23 protein-coding genes and 1 pseudogene are annotated in these 22,835 nt (G+C 37.5%); 15 read left to right on the top strand and 9 right to left on the bottom strand.

Going from position 1 to position 22,835, the window contains the following annotated elements; genetic code table 11:
• From DDF69_RS22510 to DDF69_RS22515, 3 genes and pseudogenes are all read right to left on the bottom strand, one after another.
• On the bottom strand, positions 1-178 hold a 178-nt coding region (locus DDF69_RS22510; RefSeq protein ID WP_162800873.1), incomplete at its 3' end, for an IS3 family transposase.
• 41 nt (positions 179-219) lie between these two features.
• Entirely contained in the window at positions 220-567 is a 348-nt protein-coding gene (locus tag DDF69_RS09985) for a helix-turn-helix domain-containing protein (RefSeq protein WP_228411923.1), read from the bottom strand.
• Between the two features lie 15 nt (positions 568-582).
• Positions 583-747, bottom strand: a pseudogene (locus tag DDF69_RS22515) (transposase); the annotation flags it as partial.
• Positions 748-1,204: 457 nt separating this feature from the next.
• On the opposite strand from DDF69_RS22515, the gene DDF69_RS09995 reads away from it, so the two are divergent.
• Both DDF69_RS09995 and DDF69_RS10000 read left to right on the top strand, forming a co-directional pair.
• Positions 1,205-1,732 (top strand): TetR/AcrR family transcriptional regulator, encoded by a 528-nt coding sequence (locus DDF69_RS09995; protein WP_114820671.1) that lies wholly within the window; start codon positions 1,205-1,207, stop codon positions 1,730-1,732.
• Positions 1,733-1,735: 3 nt separating this feature from the next.
• The gene (locus DDF69_RS10000) at positions 1,736-2,149 is read left to right on the top strand and encodes a DUF1348 family protein (protein WP_114820672.1); all 414 of its coding nucleotides are present in this window, start codon (positions 1,736-1,738) and stop codon (positions 2,147-2,149) included.
• 227 nt (positions 2,150-2,376) lie between these two features.
• Here DDF69_RS10000 and DDF69_RS10005 read toward each other — a convergent pair whose 3' ends face one another.
• Positions 2,377-3,384 carry a catalase gene (locus DDF69_RS10005; RefSeq protein ID WP_114820673.1) on the bottom strand — a complete coding sequence of 336 codons (1,008 nt, stop codon included), beginning with the start codon at positions 3,382-3,384 and terminating at the stop codon, positions 2,377-2,379.
• A 297-nt stretch (positions 3,385-3,681) separates the two neighbouring features.
• On the opposite strand from DDF69_RS10005, the gene DDF69_RS10010 reads away from it, so the two are divergent.
• The 5 genes from DDF69_RS10010 (at position 3,682) to DDF69_RS10030 (ending at position 7,588) form a co-directional block, all read left to right on the top strand.
• The gene (locus DDF69_RS10010) at positions 3,682-4,116 is read left to right on the top strand and encodes an FKBP-type peptidyl-prolyl cis-trans isomerase (protein WP_051934256.1); all 435 of its coding nucleotides are present in this window, start codon (positions 3,682-3,684) and stop codon (positions 4,114-4,116) included.
• 143 nt (positions 4,117-4,259) lie between these two features.
• Positions 4,260-5,210, top strand: a complete 951-nt coding sequence (locus DDF69_RS10015; protein WP_114820674.1) for a hypothetical protein — start codon at positions 4,260-4,262, stop codon at positions 5,208-5,210.
• Positions 5,211-5,275: 65 nt separating this feature from the next.
• Positions 5,276-5,686: an Rrf2 family transcriptional regulator gene (locus tag DDF69_RS10020; protein WP_076596660.1), complete on the top strand. Its 411-nt coding sequence runs from the start codon at positions 5,276-5,278 to the stop codon at positions 5,684-5,686.
• Positions 5,687-5,744: 58 nt separating this feature from the next.
• Positions 5,745-6,398 carry an NAD(P)-dependent oxidoreductase gene (locus DDF69_RS10025; protein WP_114820675.1) on the top strand — a complete coding sequence of 218 codons (654 nt, stop codon included), beginning with the start codon at positions 5,745-5,747 and terminating at the stop codon, positions 6,396-6,398.
• Between the two features lie 17 nt (positions 6,399-6,415).
• Positions 6,416-7,588 (top strand): MBL fold metallo-hydrolase, encoded by a 1,173-nt coding sequence (locus DDF69_RS10030; protein ID WP_114820676.1) that lies wholly within the window; start codon positions 6,416-6,418, stop codon positions 7,586-7,588.
• A gap of 305 nt (positions 7,589-7,893) precedes the next feature.
• Here DDF69_RS10030 and DDF69_RS10035 read toward each other — a convergent pair whose 3' ends face one another.
• Positions 7,894-8,925, bottom strand: coding sequence for a M23 family metallopeptidase (locus tag DDF69_RS10035; protein ID WP_114820677.1), 1,032 nt, complete (start codon positions 8,923-8,925; stop codon positions 7,894-7,896).
• A gap of 224 nt (positions 8,926-9,149) precedes the next feature.
• Here DDF69_RS10035 and DDF69_RS10040 point away from each other — a divergent pair, with 224 nt between their 5' ends.
• Positions 9,150-10,190 (top strand): NAD(P)H-dependent glycerol-3-phosphate dehydrogenase, encoded by a 1,041-nt coding sequence (locus tag DDF69_RS10040; RefSeq protein ID WP_114820678.1) that lies wholly within the window; start codon positions 9,150-9,152, stop codon positions 10,188-10,190.
• A gap of 77 nt (positions 10,191-10,267) precedes the next feature.
• Here the strand turns inward: DDF69_RS10040 and DDF69_RS10045 are convergent, their stop codons facing one another.
• The 3 genes from DDF69_RS10045 to DDF69_RS10055 are packed head-to-tail and all read right to left on the bottom strand — an operon-like array spanning position 10,268 to position 12,990.
• Complete coding sequence (locus DDF69_RS10045; RefSeq protein WP_114820679.1) at positions 10,268-11,011, bottom strand: hypothetical protein; 744 nt, start codon at positions 11,009-11,011, stop codon at positions 10,268-10,270.
• 38 nt (positions 11,012-11,049) lie between these two features.
• Positions 11,050-11,871, bottom strand: a complete 822-nt coding sequence (locus tag DDF69_RS10050) for a hypothetical protein (protein ID WP_114820680.1) — start codon at positions 11,869-11,871, stop codon at positions 11,050-11,052.
• Positions 11,872-11,886: 15 nt separating this feature from the next.
• Entirely contained in the window at positions 11,887-12,990 is a 1,104-nt protein-coding gene (locus tag DDF69_RS10055) for a hypothetical protein (protein WP_162800899.1), read from the bottom strand.
• Positions 12,991-13,491: 501 nt separating this feature from the next.
• On the opposite strand from DDF69_RS10055, the gene mqo reads away from it, so the two are divergent.
• From mqo to DDF69_RS10070, 3 genes are all read left to right on the top strand, one after another.
• Complete coding sequence (mqo, locus tag DDF69_RS10060) at positions 13,492-14,988, top strand: malate dehydrogenase (quinone) (RefSeq protein WP_114820682.1); 1,497 nt, start codon at positions 13,492-13,494, stop codon at positions 14,986-14,988.
• Positions 14,989-15,055: 67 nt separating this feature from the next.
• Positions 15,056-15,457: a hypothetical protein gene (locus DDF69_RS10065; protein WP_114820683.1), complete on the top strand. Its 402-nt coding sequence runs from the start codon at positions 15,056-15,058 to the stop codon at positions 15,455-15,457.
• Position 15,458: 1 nt separating this feature from the next.
• Positions 15,459-16,325, top strand: coding sequence for an AadS family aminoglycoside 6-adenylyltransferase (locus tag DDF69_RS10070; protein ID WP_114820684.1), 867 nt, complete (start codon positions 15,459-15,461; stop codon positions 16,323-16,325).
• 2 nt (positions 16,326-16,327) lie between these two features.
• Here the strand turns inward: DDF69_RS10070 and DDF69_RS10075 are convergent, their stop codons facing one another.
• Positions 16,328-17,908: a GMC family oxidoreductase N-terminal domain-containing protein gene (locus tag DDF69_RS10075; RefSeq protein WP_114820685.1), complete on the bottom strand. Its 1,581-nt coding sequence runs from the start codon at positions 17,906-17,908 to the stop codon at positions 16,328-16,330.
• A gap of 130 nt (positions 17,909-18,038) precedes the next feature.
• On the opposite strand from DDF69_RS10075, the gene DDF69_RS10080 reads away from it, so the two are divergent.
• From DDF69_RS10080 to DDF69_RS10095, 4 genes are all read left to right on the top strand, one after another.
• Positions 18,039-18,656, top strand: coding sequence for a DUF1684 domain-containing protein (locus tag DDF69_RS10080; RefSeq protein ID WP_114820838.1), 618 nt, complete (start codon positions 18,039-18,041; stop codon positions 18,654-18,656).
• A 4-nt stretch (positions 18,657-18,660) separates the two neighbouring features.
• Positions 18,661-19,134 (top strand): GNAT family N-acetyltransferase, encoded by a 474-nt coding sequence (locus DDF69_RS10085; protein WP_228411960.1) that lies wholly within the window; start codon positions 18,661-18,663, stop codon positions 19,132-19,134.
• 73 nt (positions 19,135-19,207) lie between these two features.
• A complete protein-coding gene (locus DDF69_RS10090) occupies positions 19,208-20,017 on the top strand; it encodes a glucose 1-dehydrogenase (RefSeq protein ID WP_114820687.1) in 810 nt (269 codons plus the stop codon).
• A 134-nt stretch (positions 20,018-20,151) separates the two neighbouring features.
• Entirely contained in the window at positions 20,152-22,830 is a 2,679-nt protein-coding gene (locus tag DDF69_RS10095) for an MGH1-like glycoside hydrolase domain-containing protein (protein WP_114820688.1), read from the top strand.
• Positions 22,831-22,835: the final 5 nt, after the last annotated feature.

Consider the following 22,835-nt stretch of genomic DNA (forward strand, 5'->3'; position numbering starts at 1 on the left):
TTAATACCGTTTTATGATTAATTACAATTTCTTGTTGTTTCATAATCAGAGTAATACGACGGTATCCAAACCGACCTTTATGTCTATGATAAATTTGTTTTATCAAAGTTTTTATTTCTCCATATTTATCCTTTTTGTCAAGAGCTTTCTGATGGTAATAAAAACTGCTTCTGGCCATGCCTGTACAATCCAACAGGAGTGACAGATCATATTTTCGCCTTAATCCTTCGATGGCCTCTGCTTGTTCTTTTTGAGAGTTAAGGCGTCTAACTTTTTTAGAAAATCAATTTCAGCTCGAAGCCTTTCGTTTTCCAATAAAAGTTCTTCTTCTCTGGTCAATGGCTTATCAGACTTTCTTTTTTTACGTTTGTAATCACTCATAATGCCGGGTCTTCCTTTGGGGTTGTTCTTTAACCCTAAAATACCACTTTTTTCGTAATTCCTTTGCCAATTCAACACGGTAGACTGAGCTGCAATATTAAATCGGATACATGCTTCCCTTTGTGAGATATGTTCTGTTTCGATGGTTTTTAGAACTTTAACCTTGAAATTCAGGGAATAGCTCATGTTTTTTCGCGGGTATAGTCCCGAGATTCCGTACTTGCTATAAAAACCAATCCACTTGCGCAGATTGCTTTCATTAAATCCTTTCTCTGTTGCTATAGATTTAATTGAACGATGAGAATTTTTGTGAAGATTAATACATTCTAATTTAAAAGCAACGCTAAATTTTTCTTTTCTATACATAAAAAAATGCCCCTAAAAAGTGTCTAACTTTTTGGGGGCAGTCCAATTTATTTCTGGAGGCTTTTTTGTTTATCTTTTTTTGGAAAAATGCAAAGGCGCAAAGAGGGTAAATATTGTGCTTTTTTAAGGCGTGAGAACATTTCGACTTCGCTCAATGTAAGATTTTCAGCAACGTTGAATTTTTAAGATGTAAACCTTATAGGTTTCAAAAACCTATAAGGTTTAAGATAAAGCGAATCAGATTATCAACATCATTCAGAATCATATTATTAGCGATACTCAATTTTATCAGAGATAAAATCTTTGCGTCTTAATACAACATTTTTATATAAATCTAGCGACTTTGCGTTTTCCAAAATTCTCATAAGAATAGGTTCAAAAATATTTTCAAAATAAAACAGACAGACTGGTCTGTTCTTTGTTTTTTTTCCTACCTTTGTTCCAGAAAAGAAAAGCAATGAAATCTCCAAAAGAAAGAATCATAGAAACTACATTTCAATTGTTTGCCAGACAGGGTTATAACTCAACCGGAATTAACCAGATTATTTCTGAAGCAGAAGTAGCCAGAGCCAGTTTCTATCAATATTTTAAATCCAAAGAAGATCTATGTGTAGAATTTCTGAAGGTGAGACATGAATATTGGTTTGGTGAACTCAATACCTTTTTAGCCAAAGAAAAAGATTCAAAATCTAAGATCATCAATGCTTTCGATTTCTTAGTCTATATGAACGGAAAAGAGAACTTCAGAGGATGCAGTTTTTTGAATATTTTATCTGAGATCCCAATGGATAATACCAAAATTCTGACTGTTATTCAATCTCATAAAGCCGATCTCAGAAACTTCTTTTCAGAATTACTGAATGATGATGAACTTTCCGATCATATCTACATGCTTTTTGAAAGCAGTATCATAGAAAGCCAGCTTTTCAAATCCAATGAACTCATTGAAAAATCAAAAAAAATAGCCACCAATTTAATACATTAAGTTATGGAACAGAAACATCCGCTTCCGCCTTTCACTCTTGAAACGGCACTGGAAAAAATTCAACTGGCAGAAGATGCCTGGAACAGTCAGGACCCTGAAAAGGTTTCCAAAGCATATACCATCGATAGCGAATGGAGAAACAGAGATACCTTTGTGAATGGAAGAGAAGAGATTGTAGCATTTCTTCAGAAAAAATGGGAAAAAGAGCTTCATTATAAGCTTAAGAAAGAATATTGGGCACACACAGAAAATCGTATTGCTGTCCGCTTTGAATATGAATATCAGACCAAAGAAGGAAATTGGTTCAGAGCATACGGAAACGAAAACTGGGAGTTTGATGAGAACGGACTGATGGCGAAAAGATACGCAAGCATCAATGATCTGGCTATCCAGGAAGAAGACCGAAAGTTCAGATAAAATAGTAGAGGTTATACCGGAAGTTATATAATTGGACCTATGTCATTCTGACGAAGGAAAAATCTTATTAATAACCAATGATATGAGATTCTTCACTACATTTCTGAACTGCGTTCGCAGACTTTCAGCCTGTGTTCAGAATGACACTCCAAGAAATACTTTTTTAGATAAAATCTTTATAGCTTCCCTCAAAATTCATCATTTATAACTTATAATTCATCATTATTTTAACTGTTTTTTCCATGCAGCAGTTTGTTAATCTTCCTTCTGGTCTGCACAGAAACTTTATAGGCTTCATCACGCAGCTTTTGTATTTTTCCTACAGGCTGAAAAAAGATTTTACTCTCAAAAGGATTGAATGAAAGAAGTTCAGTGTTGCAGTTACGGGAATCCAGCAAAGAATCTTTTTCGATTTTTACTTCTCCGATTTTAATAAAAGGCGCATTTTTCCATTCCACATTCAGTTTATTGACAGGCTGGTCTTTCAGGTCATAACATATCTGTATCAGGACATCTGCAGTAAAGTCATGGGTTTGCAGATAATTTTTTAAAGAATCCTTCACCTTTTGTTTTTTTCCAATGTTCTTATCCACAGATTGAGGAGATAGCTTTATTTTGATGATATGATCTCCAAGCCGGTACGCTCCTATAGAATGATAGTCGAAGGAAAGAATAAAATCATTTCTTTTACGAAGGAGTTTGATCATATTACGAATCATATCACCTGTTAACAGTGAAGGAATTATTTTAATGATCTGAAGCAATACAGTAAAAGCACTGTTCCATTTTTTAATGTAAAATCTGTTGACCGCAGTAAACAATTTCAAAAAAGTTGAAACCGAATTGATAGGAAATAAAGGAAAATTCACCAATGGATAATTGGCAAGAAGACCACCGTTTTCATCTTTGATCTGCACAGCAAAGCCATAAGCCGGAATATCTTTTTTTGAATTTTTAATTTTCAGCTGAGCATTAGAGAAACGTATGGTAAGATCAAACTTTTCCTTGTCAAAATAGGGCTGCAATGATTCCGGGATATCGGGTTCTATCCAGAATGCACCCTTTGCTGCCGCATACGTTTTAGCATGGGCATTCCTGGTAGCATAATTGACATCACTGATGGAAGAGGATTGTTCAACAAAATCCGCAATTGTTTTTTTATTGAGTTCCAGAAGTTTTTTTTCCTCTTCATTCAGTTCATCAAACTTCTTATTATATTTTAATGGATTTGGCATTTAGTTTTTAAAATCCAATTATAACGCCAAGTTTCGAAATCTGTGTTAAATAAGTATTACAATTGTTTGAATTTTGTGGAAAAGATGTTTGAAAATAAGGAAATGTAAGATAATATGATTAATGAATAGTGAAAAATAATCTATTTAACTTGTTGATTATTAGTGTTTATTTATTTTTAATGAGAATGAATTAAAGTCATTTTGTTTGAAAGGAAAATACTTCTGGCTTTTAAACCTCCCGCATCGTGCTCTCATCTTCCAAACCCAAAAAGCCTTATCTTTGTAAAAAATTATAATATGGGAGTAGCAGATATGTTATTTAAACGTAAAAAAGAATTAGCAGAAAAGAACCTGAAAGATGGTAAAGAATATATGGAAGAGTATGGTAAAAGAGAAAGCGTTGTGCAGTTACCAAGCGGCTTGCAATATGAAATCATTACAGAAGGTGACGGTGCAAAACCAGGACCTAAATCTACTGTAAAGTGCCACTACCACGGAACTACTATTTCCGGGAAAGTATTCGACAGCTCTGTAAAAAGAGGTACACCTGCATCTTTTCCTTTGAACAGAGTGATTTCAGGATGGACGGAAGCGCTTCAGCTGATGCCTGTCGGAAGCAAGTGGAGATTAATTATTCCTCCACACTTAGCGTATGGCGATCAGGAGATCAGTAAAGAAATCGGACCAAACAGTACACTTGTTTTTGAGGTTGAATTGCTGGATATTAAATAATCCTTCTTAAAAATAGATTAAAAATTTACCTGATTTCAGGTAAATTTTTTTATTTGTACTATATTCGTATTGATGAATTGTAGAATGAAGCAGAAAAAAGAGATGATTTTACAATATGTCCGCGCAACACAAAATAGGACTGTATGAAAAAACTTTTTTACCTTTTAATTGTTTTCGGGCTTCTTACTTCCTGTGTTTCCAGGAAGAATCAGGCTATTCAGCAGAATATTCTCACGCTGAAAGACAGCTATTGTAAAGCGCCGTTCAAATATAACTACAGCAATAAACTTCCGTCATATAACTCGGACTCTATCTTAGCAGCCAATAAAGAATTAAAAGAGGTCTTTTCTGATCAGAGTATCCTCATCTTAAATGCACTGGATAATTTAGATGAGGTTCATGATATTATTGATCTTAAAAAGGATTCATCCCTTGCTTCTCAGGTTAAAGTTTTACAGTTAAAGACAAAAATAAACAGCAAAATAACGATTGCTCTTACGGAACTGGATGCTGTAGCTGCAGAATTTGACTGTGAAGGGGAAAGAGTAGCCCAGATTGGAAATTATGTAGATAATCTCAATTCATCAAGAAATAACAAGCTTATTTTATATTCAATCGTTGCAGGAGCAGCAGCTTCCATAGCAGGCGGAATTGTACATGATCAAGGCTGGAGTAATGCCATCGATATAGGCGGAGGGGTTCTGGGAGCAGGGTTTGGACTGGCAACCCTTAATCCAAAAGGAAAAAAGGTAGAGTTTATTCACCAGAGAAACCTTTTAAGAGATATCTGGAGAGAAAAACTGGAATCACCCAATTTTCCACCCTTTATCTGGTATATGTATACAGAGAAAAAGTTTTCCAATAAAGAAGAACACTCCATTATCGGAAATATGAAACAGAGGTGGCTGCATTACCAGTTTGATGACAATAAAGAAACAGCAGATAAGTCTGTAATCTTCAGCGATGGAGGTTTTTACAGGGCAGATGATCTCCACAACCGTGCAGCCATGCTGAATCAGATGCAGTCGGCAACCCGTACCATCAATCAAAACATCAATTATTTGCTCCTTGATCTGGATAAATTAATCCTTTAAGAAAAATTTAACTGTAATAAATTTTGTTACATTTAAAAAATGTATATCTTTGCATAGTAATTACAATGAACAATACAAGATTTGCTACGGCAGTACATATAATGACATTATTGGCGAAAAGCCCTCAGGAGTGGCTTACTTCTGACTGGATGGCCGGTAGTATCAATGTGAATCCGGTGATTATCCGAAAGGAAATCAGCGTATTGAGAGAAGCAGGTCTGATTATCAGCAGACAGGGAAAAGAGGGAGGAAGCCAGCTTGCAAAGAATGCTGAAATGATCACTATTTCCGAGATCTATAAAGCAGTAAAAAATACAGAAGTATTAGGCAAAAAAAATCAGAATCCCAATCCTGCATGCAGTGTTGGAAAGGAGATCAACAATCATTTAAATACATTATTTGAAGAAACAGATCAATTGGTGGTAAACTTTTTAGGAGACAAGTCATTACAGGAATTTACGGACCAGTTCGAATAAAAAAATTTCATCTTAAATGTAACAAATTTTATTACAATTTAATTAAAAATAAAACATTATGAAAAAAGTAGCAGTAATCGGTGCAACAGGATTTGTAGGAGCACACGTAGTATCAGAATTAGCAGAAAGAGGATATGCGGTGGAAGCATTGGTAAGAGATGCATCAAAAGTGAAAACACAGGAAAATGTAACTGCAAAAAGTGTTGATGTAAATAATGTCAATGAACTGGCTGAGGCATTGAAAGGAAGCGATGCCGTAATCAGTACATTCAATGCAGGATGGACCAACCCTAATCTTTACAATGATTTTTTAAACGGTTCCGAGAATATTGAAAAAGCTGTAGAACAGTCTGGCGTAAAAAGACTGATCGTGGTAGGTGGGGCAGGAAGCCTTTACACGCCGGATAATGTACAAATCGTGGATACTCCTGATTTCCCTGAAGCTTACAAACCTGGTGCTACGGCAGCAAGAGATTATTTAAACAAAATCAAAGAAAATAATACGCTGGATTGGACATTCTTCAGCCCTGCCATCGAAATGAACCAGGCCAATGTAGGAGAAAGAACAGGGAAGTACAGAACTTCATTGGAAACTCCTGTATTTGATGAAAACGGAAGAAGTCGTCTGTCTGTGGAAGACGTAGCCGTAGTTTTGGTAGATGAATTGGAACAGAATAACCATATCCGTGAACGTTTCACAGCAGCTTACTAATCGATAAAAGAACAGAAATGATACAAAAAAAATTATGGTCGTTAGTGGCACTGTTGGGATTCATCAGCATATTTGCCGGGAATCTTAAAGTGAAAGTGTATAATCCGGGAACAAAAGCTATTTTTCCCATTACCTCTACCATTATTTATGGAGATAAAGATGCTGTACTTGTAGATGCTCAGTTTCAGAAACAATATGCAGAACAGCTGGTAAAAGAAATAAAAGCAACAGGAAAGAACCTGAAAACCGTTTTTATTTCTCACAGCGATCCGGATTTCTATTTTGGATTGGATGTGATTAAAAAAGCTTTTCCTAATGCTAAAATTATTTCAACAGCGCAGACTGCTTACCTGATATCAGCTTCAAAAGATGATAAAATGGGAGTGTGGAAACCACAGCTGAAGGCAGATGCCCCATCAGAAATTATAGTTCCTGAAGCAGTTACTTCGATTCCTGATCTTGAAGGAAACAAAATTGAAATCAGACAAAATCCTGAAGATCCTGCCCATAGCTTTCTTTGGATTCCGTCCATCAAAACCATTGCAGGCGGGATTTCAGTTTCTGTTGGTTCACATCTCTGGATGGCAGATACTCAGAATGTAAAAGCAATCGATCAATGGATAGCACAGATTGATGCTATGAAAGGTTTGAAACCGGAGAAAGTTATTCCTTCTCATTTTGGAGAACTTTCCACATCACCACAATCTCTTGATTTTGTGAAAAACTATCTGGAAAATTATAAACAGGCAGTTACTGAAAACAAAACTACATCTGCAATTGTAGATTTTATGGTAAAAAAATACCCTGATCTGCCAGGAAAAGAAGAACTGGAAATGGGAGTAAAGGTTTATCTTAAAGAAATGGACTGGGATCTTAAATCACCCTATCCGGCCATCGGACATAAAGTGGAAGTGGACTTTGGAGAAGTAAAATTCGTTCTCGACTTTAAAGATAATAAAACCATGACATTCACAGGAACAGCCGGAAGTTCAAAAAACAGTACAGATACCGTAGAATATACTGCTGTAGAGGTAGCAAAAAATGTTTTTATGGTCTATTGGCATGAGCCGCATCTTGGTTTCAATGTAACCCATATTCAGGATTATAATAAAAATATCATCTATTCGAATATTGCTGGTCCGGACGGTACATTTACCCACCCGAAAGGAACGCTTAAAATCTTAAAGTAAAAAACAGCTGCCAATGCAGCTGTTTTTTATATCAATTAAAATGAAATATCCTCAACGCTTCGTTAAATCAGCTTGCTGATTCCAACTTTGCCTCCTTAGACTCAAAAGAAAGCAAATTAAAAACTTTGCGTTAAAATTACCTCTCACAGATTTTCAGATTATGCAGATCTATGATCATGAAAATTATATTCGTGATTCGTGATATTAGTGAAACTATTCGTGTTCTTCGTGTTTAAAAAAGGCCTTTAAATGAATACTCTATTTTTTAAAACCAAAAAACTGCCTCATAAGAGACAGTTTTCTTTTTATAGATTCATAAACAATTTCGGGTTAATCGGAGTATTGTTTTTGTGTACTTCATAATGAAGATGAGGCCCGGTGGAGCGCCCGGAATTTCCGGATTTTGCAATGACCTGACCTACTTTTACTTTTTCGTTTACTTTAGCAACAAGCTGAGATAAATGTCCATATAAAGTAGCCAGTCCGTTTCCGTGAGAAACAATCACACAGTTTCCATAGCCTCCTTTTTGTCCGGAAAAAATGATTGTTCCGGCAGCAGCAGCTCTTACATCAGAGCCATAGGCAACAGCAATGTCCAGCCCTTTATGGAACTGCATCTGATCAGCTTCAGCAGGTGGATTGTTTTTTTCAGCCACAGCAGTTTTAGTTGCAGGTGTTCCCGAAGCAGCTTTTGTTGTCGTTGCAGGAGCAGAAGTTGCAGCTACAGGAGCCGCTTTTGGGGTAACCATAACTTTTACTTCTCTTTTATTTCCATAGCTGTCCGTAAGTTCAATGACTTTTTCCACAGGTTCAGCTTTTACTTCAGGCTTGGCAGCTGCCACTACTGTTGGTTTTGCCTCTGTTGCTGCACTTGATCTTACCGAAGCAAAAACAGTTTTGAAAGGAATAGGATTTTTTCTTATCCCGAAATTAGAGGAAATATATCCGTCAGTAGGCATTCCTAATGGAACCTGCATTAGTTTTTTCTGAAGATCCATCAGATATTGGCTGTATCGGTTAGCCTGTTTGGAAAGATAAATAGAATTGGAGATACTGTCCTGGTTGAGCATCATTAGTTTTTCATTAGTGATGTCTTTGGACTTCAGGAAGGAGTTGAGTTGAGCAACGGTTTGATCTACAAGAGTAAGATCAGTTTTCATTTTTAAATAATCTACACTGTCTTTTTCAGTGTTTATTTTTACAAGGTTTACTTCGTAGGTTTTGTCATCTCTTTCAGAAAAGAGCTTCGCAATGAATACACCTTGTGCAAAAACTACTAGTAAAAGTCCTCCCAGGAGAATGTTTACGTTCTTCTTGCTGTTTAGAAATTTTTTCATATTTCTTCTCTTAGTAAGTTAAAACGGTTTTGAAGCTGCAAATTTAATTAAAAATAAGCTTTGTGAGTTATTTTTAATTAAAATTCAGTTTTTTCTGTATTTAACGGCTAATTAGCTATTTAATTGTATTGTAGTGTTAATTTTTTCAGAAAATGGCTTTTATCATAGTTTCAAAGCCCGCGTTACGTCTTTGTTTTAATATCTTTGCAGTTCACATTCCAATTATGGCTAAAAAGAAAATTATTTCAGAATCTTCGAATCCAAAAAAGAATAAAAAGGATATTTCTGTAGGAGTTGTAGGAAGCGGAAGTTTTGCAACCGCTATTGTAAAAATGCTTGTTGAAAACTGCAAAGTAGTACACTGGTGTGTAAGAAATGAATTTGTAAAAGGAGCTATTGAGCTTCGTGGACATAACCCGACTTATCTTACGGCTGCCCATTTTAATCTTAAAAGTTTAAAACTGACAACAGATATTAACGAACTGGTTACTGCCTGTGATGTTATTGTTCTGGCAACACCGTCTATCTATCTGTCTGATATGTTGGATAAAATGACCTGTGATTATTCAGATAAAATCTTTATTTCAGCAATTAAAGGAATTATTCCTAAAGTAAATGACGTGGTAGCGCACTATCTGCGTGATGAATTTAAAATTGGTTTCAGAAATCAGGCCGTTATTGCAGGTCCTTGTCATGCAGAAGAGGTGGCTATGGAAAGACTTTCTTATCTCACTATTGCGGCCGTAGAAGATGAGACTGCTGAAAAACTTGAAGGAATCTTCAGTTCAGATTTTATCAAAGTTCATACAAGCAAAGATATTTTAGGAAATGAATACAGCGCCATTCTTAAAAATATTTTTGCCATCGGAGCGGGAATAGCAAGTGGATTAGGATATGGAGACAACTTTACAGCCGTATTTGTTTCCAATGCGATCCGTGAAATGGAAACATTCCTGGAGGCGATTTATGAGGCACCAAGAGACGTGAATGAAAGTGCTTATCTGGGTGACCTTTTGGTAACGGCGTATTCACTTTTCTCTAGAAACAGAAACCTTGGAAACCTGATCGGAAAAGGATATACCGTGAAGTCTGCCATTCAGTCTATGAACATGGTAGCAGAAGGATATTACGCAGCAGATTCCATTTATAAGACTGCGAAACAGAAAAACCTTAAACTCCCGATTATTGATACCGTATATGCTATTTTGTATGAAGGTAAAAATGCTGAAAAGCAGTTTAAAAAACTGACCGCAAAATTGAATTAAAAAAACAGGACCTTAAAAATTAAGTCCTGTTAAACATAAATAATGAAACTTAAGCATTTTTCATGCTTAAGTTTTTTTTATAGACTCATCTTGGTAATGACAAGTGATAATGATGATCTTACATTAAGATTACTGGCAGTAAAACCGTTTCCTGTATCAAATTCAAACTTCTGACGGATCGTTGTTGGAGCTGCCAATGTTAAAAAGTAACTTCCCTGGAAAAATGTAAAAGAGCTTGACAGCTGGCACATTCTGTTGGTTTCTGTAATGGTTGCGCTGGTAGCAGAATTAATCAGATAAGAACGGGTACAGGTGAAATTCTGGGAAAGATACTGTGTGTTAGCTGTACCGTTATTATTATTCGCATTGCTGGAATCCACAGAATACCGTACAATATAAGTTCCGGCAGGCAGGGTAATCGTTGAATTATCCGCTCCTAGTGAAGCTCCTGTAATTTTATTTGAAGTTACCGTAAAACTTCCCAATGTATTATTCGTGCTTCCGGTAGGAATAAGTACCCCCGGACTGATCAACAGAGACATGATCTGAGGTTCAGAACCGGAAACCACAATACGCTGCCATTGATTTCTTACCCAAACATAATATCCTTTCGGAAAAGTAGATGCTCCTCCGCTATTGTAGATAATAAGCCCGTCTGCAGGATTCGCAATGGGAGTGGAGGTACTGTTCAGAACAAGCAGATCATATTGTGGAAAAAGAACGCCTTTATTGGAAGAACTAATGTCCAGAACACTGCTCGCATTGGGAGCGTTTGTATTAATACCAACTTGTGCATTTGAGAAAATGCTTAACAGTATCATACAGATTATGTAAATAGATGTTTTCATTGTGCAATTGATTATTGATTAAGGGCTGATCTTTGAATATCAACTTTAGCATTCGTGATGATGATTTCTCCGTTATTAGGCGTTGTTCCTCCGGATCCGTTCTGGTAAGTTCCTCCCGCATCATGAGCAATGGCAGGAACTAAAAGAATAGGAGCTGCTGAAGTAGTCACAAAAGAGAAACTCATATTCAGGGTATGGGTCTTATTACTGGCAATCGATTGGGCATTGATACTGATTGTTTTACCATACTGATTTCCGCTGGACGGATCAATAAGCTTTACAAGATATTGATGCAGATGAACAGAAGTTCCCCCGATTCCGGCAGCAGTACTTTCAAGAGCTGTTCTGATGTTCAGGCATACATTCACCAGATAACCGCTGTTCCCGGGAAGTGTGATAATTCCTGTAGAAGTATTGTATAAAGCTCCGATATCATTGGATACAACAGTAAATGCGGCATCGCTGAAATTTTTGTAAGTACCGTTCGCAAAACCTCCAAGTATTGCATAGTCAGACGTGCGCTGAAGCATCATATAATCCACCAGATTATAGGTGTCAGACAACTGAGTCCACCTATTGTTTTTCCAGATATAAAGCCCGGGACTGATGGAGTTTCCTTTATTGTAAACAACCAGTCCTTCTGCAGGATTATTTACCGGAGAGGTATTGTTCAAAACGTCGATAATATCCACTCTTGGAAGAAGTACTCCTTTACCGGCGGTCTGCGAAACATCCAGAACGGCTGAGCTGTTTACCGAGGTTTTCCCAATAGCAACCTGTGCATATAGGATGTGAGCTATGATCAATAATAGCAGGATATAACTTTTTTTCATATGTTGATTGTTTTTTTATAACTGAGATATTTTAATATAGGAGCCGGTAGGAATTACATTCACAAGATCATAGAATGTACTGTTCTGCATTCTTCCGAGATTTAATCTTAATCCTCCTATAATATTGGCGTTCACATTAGCAGGAACGGTGTAATAATAGGACCAGGTGGCAAGATGGTTGGTACTGACTTTAGAAACAATAGGAACTTCTTTCCTTGTAGCGCTTCCTGCAGTAAAACTGTTCGTCGTATTATTATAGGTATCGTTGATAAAATCTATAAAATACCCCATCAGGTAATAAGTACTCCCGGAAAGTGGGGCCGTTCCTCCCTGTCCCGATGGGCTTTCCTGCGGTGAGTTTAAATTCAGGTTAACCTCTACCAGATAATTTCCCTGGGGAAGAATCAGGGAATATCCTCCGAAAGTGTTCGGAAGTACTTTAAATCCGCTGATATTGGATACCCCGGAAACTGCAGGATTATTAACCATAAGCTGAGTGCTGGCACCGGCTATCGCATTGTCAAGAGCAGATAATGATCCGGTAAAATCAAGATAGGCAACCTTGGGTGTGTTTTGTGCATCAATTGTGCTTTGCCATGAATTGGTACTGCTGTTAAAAAAATGAAGAGCCTTGTTGTTGCTGTTAGTTCCTCCATTGAATCCAATAAGTCCGTTGGCAGGAGAGGCAACAGGGCTCGTTGTGCTAGTAAGGTTGGTAATATTCAGGTTAGGAAACAATACTCCTTTATTGCCTCCGGAAACAGTTATCGTAGGAGCGGTAGTATAGCCGCTACCTCCGTTGTTTATCGTTATACCAGTTAGCTGACCATTGGAAACAACTGCTGTAGCACGGGCTTTTGAACCTCCGTTGACGACAGATCCACCTCCGTAAAAATTAATTGTTGGTGCTGAAGTATAACCGCTTCCGCCGTTATTGATGGTAATCCCGGTAACAGCACCTCCCGAAATGGTGGCGGTAGCTGTGGCTGGGGTTCCACTGAAGTTCTCAATGTGCAGAATAGCACTGGGGTCCGGGGTGGACGTGTTGATTCCTACACTTCCGCTTTGGGCAAATCCCATTGTCGCGAACAGTGTACTCACGAAATTAATAATTCTCATCTTTAGTATGTTTATGAAATAATTTTAATTAAATACTTGTTGGAATAGGTATTAAATCAATTGAAAGGTACATAAAAAAAACAGTTATGCAATGTGGTATGTGTGTGATTTCGTTTATAAAACTGAATATTTTTCAATAAAATGTGATATTTTATGTATTTAATGTAATTATTTATCACTTATTGTTGAAAAAGTTTAAGGGCGTAAATAGTTATGGTTACAGTATTTAATATGATGAACTTAAATAAACTTAAAATTTTATTAAATTTTCTTCCTGAAAAATGGGTCAATTAATTACCATTCAGTGAATTAAAAAAATAAAAAATTAACATTTTCATCAAAAAATATTTTACATTATCAATCATTTCAATGGTACTTTATTGAAATTTTCCATGGTTTTTTGTTGTGTACTCAATAAGTGTTTTAAGCGAAAAAATAACGTGTTAAAATCGTTCCGGTTTTTAAAACTTTTCCCGAAATTTGAAGTAAAATTTTAAAATTATGTCACAATCGCTTACAAGCAGAACACCGAAACCTAAATACGACGTTGTACTGATAGGCGGCGGAATCATGAGCGCCACTTTAGCAACGCTGCTTCATGAATTTGATCCAAATCTTGAAATCGCTATCTTCGAAAGACTCGGAAGGTTTGCCAAAGAAAGTACAGCTGCATGGAACAACGCCGGAACAGGACATTCCGCTTTTTGTGAGCTAAATTATACCCCTGAAAAACCAGATGGATCTATTGATATTTCCAAGGCAGAAAGCATTGCAGAGCAGTTTGAAATTTCAAAACAATTCTGGTCTTATCTGATTACCAAAGGATATATTCATGAGCCCAAAGAATTTATCAATTCCTGTGCACACATGAGTCTGGTATTCGGAGAAAAAGATGCTGAATATCTTAAAAAACGTCATGATAAGATGGCAGAATCTGTCCTTTTTTCAGGAATGGAGTTTTCTACCGATCATGAAAAACTGAAAGAATGGATTCCTTTGGTGATGAGCAAAAGAAATCAGTCTGAAGTAATGGCTGCCACGAAGATGGATATGGGAACGGATGTGAACTTCGGAACACTGACAAGAAAAATGGGAAGACATCTTCTGGAAGATTCCAATGTAGAGGTTTTCTTATACCATGAAGTAAAAGACATCAGCCCGAGAGAAAGCGGTAAATGGGAAATGAAAGTGAAAGACAGAATCCACAGCCACAAACAGGAAGTGGTGGCAGATTTTGTATTCATCGGGGCAGGAGGCTATGCGCTTCCGCTACTGGACAGCTCAGATATTAAGGAAAGTGAAGGATACGGAGGATTCCCGGTTTCCGGCCAGTGGCTGGTAAGCCACAATCAGGAGTTGGTAGAAAAACACCATGCTAAAGTATATACACAGGCTACGGTAGATGCTCCGCCAATGTCTGTTCCACACCTGGATCTTAGAATCATTGATGGTAAAAAAGCCCTTCTTTTCGGACCTTTTGCAGGATTCTCAACCAAATTCTTAAGAGAAGGAAGCTATCTCGATCTTCCTGAAAGTGTCAATACCAAAAACCTGAAATCACTTTTCGGAGCATGGTGGCATAATATTCCACTAACGAAATATCTGATCCAGCAGGTTGCCATGACGAAGTCTCAGAGAATGCAGCATTTGAGAGAATTTATCAAAGATGCTAAAGAAGAAGACTGGGAACTGAAAGTAGCAGGACAGAGAGTTCAGATCATCAAAAAAGATGAAAAAGAAGGGGGTAAGCTGGAATTCGGAACTGAGGTGGTCGTAAACAAGAGCGGAACAATTGCTTCTCTATTAGGAGCTTCATCCACAGCAGTATATGCCATGCTGAATGTGCTGGAAAAGTGCTTCCCGGAAAAACTACATGGAGAATGGAAAGGAAAGCTGCTTGAAATGGTTCCTTCTTACGGACAAAAACTGGCTGAGAATCCAGAGTTGACCCATGAAGTAAGAAATTATACCAAAGAAAAATTAGAATTAGAATATTAACATCAATAATGAACAATGAGTAATAAACACTATTACTCATTGCTCATTACTTATTACTCATAAAAAGGTGGAAGAAGTCATTGTAAAACCAGTCATTGCCAAGGAACTCCTTGAATCTCTTCAGGCGAAAACAGAAGAGGAGAGGCAGGTTATTGTACACTGTTGCTTTCCGGCATCTCCATTCTTAGGAAACCTGATCAGAATCTGGCATTCGACCTATCTTTTTGACAATCAGTCTGAGCACAGGAGCAAAATGATTCATGCGGAAAATATTTCAATTTCCCCATACTGGACACCGGTTCCCTTTATGAAAGACTTTTGGTTTACCCTGATATTTTCAGGCCTCCCGAAAGACTGCAAAAGTTTTGATTTGAAAGAAGTGATTCCTGAGGAAGGAGGATTCTTTGTAGAATCAATCAAGAGAAATTCTTCCGACGTATATCGCGTGAAAATATCAGAATCTTATTAATATGAAAGGAAGGGAAGAAAAGCTGGAGCAGATTATTCACTGGGCTGAAAACAATCCTGATATCCGTGCTGTTCTCCTGACCAGCTCATTGGTAAATCCTTATGCACCCGTAGACGATTTCAGTGATCTTGATGTAGAACTTGTTTTTGAAAACAGAACCTCTTATGAATCCGGAAATGAATGGATCCGACTCTTTGGTGAGCCTATTTCCATGATTGAGGAAGATGACAGCGTTTTTGACGGAAAGCATGCCATGAAAATGGTATTGTACAAAGATCATGTGAAGGTTGACTTTAAACTCTATCAGGTAGCGGAATTTATTGAAGAGATTAAAGAAGAAAACCTTCCTGAAGACTGGGACGTAGGATACAAAGTTTTAATAGATAAAGATAAGCTGACTGAAAACCTGAAGCCACCAACGTATCAGTCTATCATGATTCAGAAACCTTCAGAAAAAGAATTTCAGCAGCTGATGAATGACTTCTGGTGGGATACGACCTATGTGGCAAAGTGCCTGAAGCGTGGAGATATTTTTTACGCCAAATTTATGTCTGAAAATATTCTTCGTACAGATTATCTTGTCCCTTTGATTGAATGGTATATTGCCGGAAATCAGGACTGGAATAATATCACAACCAATAAACACGGAAGGCTTTTCAAAAAATACCTGTCCGTTGATCTATGGAATAAAGTGGAAAAAACTTTCTCAGGAAGCAATATTGAAGAAAACTGGAATGCACTCTTTGCTTATGCAGATCTAGTACATGAGCTTGGGATTTCATTGGCGGAAAAGCTTCATTTTATCTATCCGGTAAAGCTGGAGGAAGATATCAGAAATTACCTTATGGAAGTGAAGACAATGTCTTAATTTCAGGCAAATTCATTCTGCCTGATAAGATTTTCAATACAATATTCAGCAATGGCCGTAATAGTTACAAACGGGTTCACGCCAATGGTTCCCGGAATTAAAGATCCATCCAGTACATACAGATTTTCATGATCTTTGAGTTTTCCATATTCGTTGGTAGCCTCTCCTAAAACACACCCGCCAAGCGGGTGATAACAAATATCTGCCCCAAAACCATTATCGAAAAGAAGATGGCTTCTGGTGCCGCCATTGGCTTTATTCATTTTCCGGATAAAATACTGGGCATTTTCTTTCATTTTGATAGTATTGCTTTCATTCCAGTTTAATGTCAGTGACTTGCTGGCTTTGTGGTAAGCAACTTCTCCTTTTTTATCCACCCTGTTGATGAGCAGATACAAAGCGGTGGCCACATCCATTCCCATAGGCAGAGGAGCTATTTCTGTGAAAAATGGATGTTCAGGATCATCCCAGTTATCAATTCCTCCTACCGGAATAGTGGATTGCTTTGCTCCGGTGCCACCAGACAAAGGCTTCACCCAGTTTCTTCCCGTCATAAAATTTCCGTTATTTCCCCAGTTTTTACCAATCTTTTCATGGATGGGAAATCCGTTCTCTGCATGAGATTGTAACAGAAGTTGTAAAGTGCCCATCGTTCCTGCAGAAAGAATCAGTTTTTTACAGGTAAAGACTTTGTCAGTAAGCAAAGCACCGGAAGTATCAATTTGCTGGACATTCAATGTATAACTTTTGTCATCATTCAGTTGGATAGTCTGGACACGATGAAGATCAAGAATTTCTAAATTTCCGGTTTCCATCGCTTTTCTGAGATAGGTTTTATCTAAACTGTTTTTCCCGTGATTGTTTCCGTAGATCACCTCAGTATTAAGAGCTGAGCGGGGCACTTCATTCCGGAATTCTTTTTCCATGTATTTAAAATCATACACGTTGGGAACCCGAATGGTTTTAAATCCGGCTCTATGTGCTTCTTCTTCACCTACCCGGGTGAATTTATAATAAGGACAGTCTTTCAGAAACTGCTCGTCAATCACATTGACTTTAAGTTCTTCCCGTACCAGAGGAAAATAATGATTATAAAACTTTTCAGCATCAAGATCAGGGAAAACCTCTTTGAAATAGCTTTCTTTGGGAGTGACAGCCATTCCGCCATTCACCAGAGAACCTCCGCCAACCCCTCTTCCTACCCAGATTTTAATATGATCAAAATCCAGACGGTCCAATGTTCCGGTGAAAGGAGTTAGCGAAAAAATATTCATAAAAGGAGCAATGCTTTTGCTTTTCAGCCATGCAGAACTTTTTCCAGGTTTCAGCAGATTGGAAAACGGAATTCCTGCTTTTTCCCAGTTGAGACCCATTTCCAGCAGTACTACTTTTTTTCCGGCTTCACACAGACGAAGGGCAGATACAGCACCTCCGTATCCACTGCCAATAATAACAATCGGAACATCATGATATTCCTTTATCTGATTGTTTCTTCTTTCTGCAGCATGAAATAACTCAGATTGAAGAAAATAAAATCCTGATATTGCCAGAACACTGGTCTTTATGAAGCTTTTTCTGTCCATGAGCTTTGTTTTTCAAAAAGTATGCTAGATTATCAGAGGTTAATTTTATTTAAAACAGATTATATTTTTTATTACAATTTTAACTTTTGTTGGAATGAAAATTCATAGCTTTACTTATAATTTTAAATTCATGAAAAAATATATCATACTCTTTCTACTGCTTCCACTATGGTTTTTTTCTCAAAAAAAGATGTCAAAAGAAGAGAAAGAAGTGCAGAAATTTCAGAAAGAACTTAATGCCGAATACCTCAATCCAAAAGAAACGCCGTTACGGGGTGATAATTTTAAAAATTTTAAAGAGCATCCTTTCTTTCCATTCGATGCTAAATACAGAGTTACTGCGCAATTTGTGAAATCAGAAGATACAAAACCCTTTGATCTTCCTACGTCTTCAGGAAAAACAAAGTCTTATCAGGAATATGGAAAAGCAACCTTTACACTGGATGGAAAACCTTATACCGTTACTTTATACCAGAGTCTGGATTTGATTAAACAGGAAAAATACAAAGACTATCTCTTCCTTCCGTTCCGTGATGCTACCAATGAAAAAGAAACCTACGGAGGAGGAAAATATATGGATCTTAAAATCCCGAAAGGAAATACCATTGTGCTTGATTTTAATCAATCCTATCATCCTTTTTGTGCTTACAACGCTTATGATTACAATTGCCCTATTGTTCCTGAGGAGAATAAACTTCCTGTGGAAATCCGTGCTGGGGTAATGTATGAAGATATTTACCATCACTAATATTATGATACATTTAGAATTCTTTAAACCAGAAGACCTTTCCGGAGTCAGTTATGCTTTGGATGAAAATCAGATGAGGTTTACAGCAACTGCTCAGCAGGCCTTACAAAGCATCAGCGAACGGGATGATGATGACGCATTTCCAGTGACGATATTTCAAAATGATCTGCCTGTAGGTTTTTTTGTCCTTGATTTTGGAAAAGATAAATTAGATCTTACGGATAATGAGAATTCTGTTTTAGTTCGTTCGCTATCCGTGAATCCACAGCTGCAGGGAAAAGGAATTGGAAAAGCGGCAATGCATGAAGTAGGTACTTTTGTCCGGAATCATTTCAATACCTGCGATGAAATTGTACTGGCTGTCAACCAGAAAAATGAATCTGCTTACCATATTTATCTTCAGGCAGGATATATTTATGATGGTAAAACGAGGATTGGAAGAAGCGGACCTCAATATCTGATGTATAAAAAACTTTAATAAAATTTTAAAAGCTTAATTTTTTATCTGCTGATATCTTTCCATAACTTTGAGTAAGATCAAATTACAAAATATGGAAATATCACTTCATAACCAGGTGGCAGTTGTCACAGGAGCTTCCAGTGGAATCGGTTCAGGAATTGCAAAATCATTGGCAGCAGCTGGAGCAACAGTCATTGTTAATCATTCTTCAGAAAGATCTACAGAAGAAGCTAAAGCTGTTTTAAAAGAAATAACGGATGCAGGAGGTAAAGGAATAACCTACCAGTGTGATGTTTCCAAAGAAGATCAGGTAGTCAGGATGTTTCAGGATGTTGTTTCTGAATTCCAAACGGTAGATATTCTGGTCAATAATGCAGGTATTCAAAAGGATGCAAAATTCACTGAAATGACTTTGGATCAATGGAATGCAGTCATAGGAGTCAATCTGACCGGGCAATTTCTTTGTGCCAGAGAAGCCATTAAAGAATTTCTGAGAAGGGGAATAGATCCTTCAAGGTCTGTTGCCTGTGGAAAAATTATTCATATCAGTTCAGTACATGAAATTATTCCGTGGGCGGGTCACGCTAATTACGCTTCCAGTAAAGGGGCAATCAGAATGCTGATGCAGACATTGGCTCAGGAGTATGGGGCAGACAAAATTCGTGTCAATTCTATTTGCCCGGGTGCGATCCAGACACCAATTAACCAGAATGCATGGAACACTCCGGAAGCCCTCAATTCTCTTCTTACTCTTATTCCCTATAACAGAATCGGGCAACCGCAGGATATCGGAAATTTAGCCGCATTTCTTGCGAGTGACCTTGCAGATTACATCACCGGAACCAGCATTTTTGTGGATGGTGGAATGACTACGTTTGAGAGTTTTTCTACGGGAGGATAGGGGAATTCAACGTTTCAAGTTCGAGGTTTCAAGTTTAAAGTTTCAAGTTTAAAGTTTTTGAGGTTGTTCTTAGAGTTTGAAACGGAATTAAATATTACTCATTGCTTATTACTCATTACTCATAATTATCGCTTATGTCGGAAAAACAGAGAATTTCAGATGTTTCATGGAAAAAATGGGGACCTTATGTCAGTAACCGTGAATGGGGACTTGTTCGTGAGGACTACAGTGAAAACGGAGATGCATGGAATTACACCAATCATGACACCGCAGAAGCCAAAACTTACCGTTGGGGAGAAGAAGGAATATGCGGCATCTGTGATGATCTCCAGAAGCTTGTATTTTCTGTAGGATTCTGGAATAAAAAGGACAAAATGGTGAAAGAGCGGTTCTTTGGACTCACCAACGGACAGGGAAATCACGGTGAAGATGTGAAAGAATATTTTTACTATCTGGATTCCACCCCTACGCACTCTTATATGAAGATGCTCTATAAGTACCCTCAAAATGCTTTTCCATATGAAGATCTCATAAAAACAAATGCAGCAAGAGGGAAAGAGGAGCCGGAATATGAGTTGATGGATACCGGGATTTTTGATCACAATGAATACTTTGACATTTTTATTGAATATGCAAAAGAAAGTCAGAATGATATCCTTGTAAGACTAACAATAGTCAATAAATCTGAAAAAGAAGCGTCTCTGGTAATTCTTCCGACTGTCTGGTTCAGGAATACCTGGAACTGGGGATATGATGATTATAGACCACAATTGTCTGCTGAAGATGCGGATCATATTAAAATCAATCATGAAGATATCGAGATTAAAAATGTCTATGCAAAACAATCTTTAAAAACATTATTTTGTAACAACGAAACCAATAATGAAAGGCTTTACCAGTCTTCCAATGAGTCAAAATACTGTAAAGACGGGATCAATAATTTTGTGATGACGGGAAATTCTCAGTCTGTGAATCCTCAAAATACAGGAACCAAAGCATCTTTCTTTATTGATGAGGATTTTAAAGCTGGAGAATCAAAAGTCTTTGAATTCAGGCTTTCAGATAAGGAGGTCAGAGAGCCTTTTAAAGATTTCGATATTCTTTTTGAACAAAGACAAAAAGAGGCAGATGAGTTTTATGCAGAAATCCAGAAAGGAATTGCTTCGGAAGATGAAAAACTGGTTCAGAGACAGGCTTTTGCCGGAATGCTTTGGAATAAAATGTTTTACCACTACAATGTTGAAAAATGGCTGAAAGGTGATCCTGCCGAAATGCCTCCGCCAAAGTCCCGTGAAACCATAAGAAACTATGACTGGAAGCATCTTAACAATGAACACATCATTTCAATGCCCGATAAATGGGAATATCCATGGTATGCAACATGGGATCTGGCATTTCATACCATCAGTTTCTCCCTGATAGATCCGGATTTTGCAAAGCATCAGCTAAAACTTTTCCTGTTTGAATGGTATATGCATCCCAACGGTCAGCTGCCTGCCTACGAATGGAACTTAAGCGACGTGAATCCACCCGTACATGCCTGGGCGGTTTTCAGGGTATTTAAAATTGATGAATATTTAAAAGATAAGCCCGATCTGGAATTTCTGGAAAGTGCTTTCCAGAAGTTATTGATGAATTTTACCTGGTGGGTTAATAAGAAAGACCTTAATGGCAATAATATCTTTGAAGGAGGATTCCTGGGACTTGATAATATTGGGGTTTTTGACCGGAATTCTGTTTTGCCCAACGGGGAACAACTGGAGCAGTCCGATGGAACAAGCTGGATGGCTATGTTTGCCCTGAATATGATGAGAATTGCCCTGGAACTGGCCCTTTACAATAAGGTGTATGAAGAAATGGCCATGAAGTTCTTTGAACATTTTCTGTCTATTGCTCATTCTTTGGACAATATGGGTGATGAGAACTTCAGTCTTTGGGATGAACAGGATGAATTTTTCTATGATGCCATAACTTCCAGCGACGGAACACATATGTATCTGAAGTTGAGAACAATTGTTGGATTAATTCCGATGTTTGCCGTTGAGGTCATCGATGATGAAATGATTGAAAATCTTCCCAATTTCAAGAAAAGAATGAAATGGGTACTGGATAATAAACCTGAACTGGCTTCTCTTGTTTCAAGATGGGAAGTGAAAGGGCAGGATTCCAAGCACCTTTTGTCTCTGCTTCGGGGACATCGTCTGAAAAGACTGTTAAACCGGATGTTGAATCCTGATGAATTTCTAAGTGATTACGGAGTAAGAGCTTTATCCAAAGAATATGAGAACAATCCTTACACATTAACATTGAATGATACGAATTACAGCGTAAAATATACCCCTGCGGAAAGTGATAGCGGACTTTTTGGTGGAAACAGCAACTGGCGCGGTCCGGTGTGGTTTCCGATCAACTTCCTTATTATTGACAGTCTTCAGCGTTTTTTCTTTTATTACAGCCCGGATTTTTTAGTGGAATATCCTACGGGAAGTGGTAATTATTCCAGCCTGGACCAGATTGCAGATGCTTTAAACAAGAGACTTGCCAAGATTTTTTTAAAGGATGAAAATGGTAAACGCCCAGTTCATGGACAGTATGAAAGATTTCAGACCGATCCGGATTTTAAAGATTATATTTTGTTCTATGAATATTTTCATGGAGACAACGGCCGTGGAGTAGGAGCTTCTCATCAGACGGGCTGGACAGGACTTATTGCTAAGATCCTTCAACCTAGATTTTCCAAAAAAGAAATGGCAGAATCTGAAACAGAAATGCCGGAGGATATTGGAAAAACAACAGGGAAGTCAAAGGAATAATATTA

The organism is Chryseobacterium sp. KLBC 52 (assembly GCF_003347605.1).
Lineage (GTDB): Bacteria > Bacteroidota > Bacteroidia > Flavobacteriales > Weeksellaceae > Chryseobacterium.

Bases quoted from the DNA above. Each gene is read 5' to 3' on its own strand.
- DDF69_RS09985 (WP_228411923.1), bottom strand. From the start codon at position 567: ATGAGCTATTCCCTGAATTTCAAGGTTAAAGTTCTAAAAACCATCGAA.
- DDF69_RS09995 (WP_114820671.1), top strand. From the start codon at position 1,205: ATGAAATCTCCAAAAGAAAGAATCATAGAAACTACATTTCAATTGTTT.
- DDF69_RS10000 (WP_114820672.1), top strand. From the start codon at position 1,736: ATGGAACAGAAACATCCGCTTCCGCCTTTCACTCTTGAAACGGCACTG.
- DDF69_RS10005 (WP_114820673.1), bottom strand. From the start codon at position 3,384: ATGCCAAATCCATTAAAATATAATAAGAAGTTTGATGAACTGAATGAA.
- DDF69_RS10010 (WP_051934256.1), top strand. From the start codon at position 3,682: ATGGGAGTAGCAGATATGTTATTTAAACGTAAAAAAGAATTAGCAGAA.
- DDF69_RS10015 (WP_114820674.1), top strand. From the start codon at position 4,260: ATGAAAAAACTTTTTTACCTTTTAATTGTTTTCGGGCTTCTTACTTCC.
- DDF69_RS10020 (WP_076596660.1), top strand. From the start codon at position 5,276: ATGAACAATACAAGATTTGCTACGGCAGTACATATAATGACATTATTG.
- DDF69_RS10025 (WP_114820675.1), top strand. From the start codon at position 5,745: ATGAAAAAAGTAGCAGTAATCGGTGCAACAGGATTTGTAGGAGCACAC.
- DDF69_RS10030 (WP_114820676.1), top strand. From the start codon at position 6,416: ATGATACAAAAAAAATTATGGTCGTTAGTGGCACTGTTGGGATTCATC.
- DDF69_RS10035 (WP_114820677.1), bottom strand. From the start codon at position 8,925: ATGAAAAAATTTCTAAACAGCAAGAAGAACGTAAACATTCTCCTGGGA.
- DDF69_RS10040 (WP_114820678.1), top strand. From the start codon at position 9,150: ATGGCTAAAAAGAAAATTATTTCAGAATCTTCGAATCCAAAAAAGAAT.
- DDF69_RS10045 (WP_114820679.1), bottom strand. From the start codon at position 11,011: ATGATACTGTTAAGCATTTTCTCAAATGCACAAGTTGGTATTAATACA.
- DDF69_RS10050 (WP_114820680.1), bottom strand. From the start codon at position 11,871: ATGAAAAAAAGTTATATCCTGCTATTATTGATCATAGCTCACATCCTA.
- DDF69_RS10055 (WP_162800899.1), bottom strand. From the start codon at position 12,990: ATGAGAATTATTAATTTCGTGAGTACACTGTTCGCGACAATGGGATTT.
- mqo (WP_114820682.1), top strand. From the start codon at position 13,492: ATGTCACAATCGCTTACAAGCAGAACACCGAAACCTAAATACGACGTT.
- DDF69_RS10070 (WP_114820684.1), top strand. From the start codon at position 15,459: ATGAAAGGAAGGGAAGAAAAGCTGGAGCAGATTATTCACTGGGCTGAA.
- DDF69_RS10075 (WP_114820685.1), bottom strand. From the start codon at position 17,908: ATGGACAGAAAAAGCTTCATAAAGACCAGTGTTCTGGCAATATCAGGA.
- DDF69_RS10080 (WP_114820838.1), top strand. From the start codon at position 18,039: ATGAAAAAATATATCATACTCTTTCTACTGCTTCCACTATGGTTTTTT.
- DDF69_RS10085 (WP_228411960.1), top strand. From the start codon at position 18,661: ATGATACATTTAGAATTCTTTAAACCAGAAGACCTTTCCGGAGTCAGT.
- DDF69_RS10090 (WP_114820687.1), top strand. From the start codon at position 19,208: ATGGAAATATCACTTCATAACCAGGTGGCAGTTGTCACAGGAGCTTCC.
- DDF69_RS10095 (WP_114820688.1), top strand. From the start codon at position 20,152: ATGTCGGAAAAACAGAGAATTTCAGATGTTTCATGGAAAAAATGGGGA.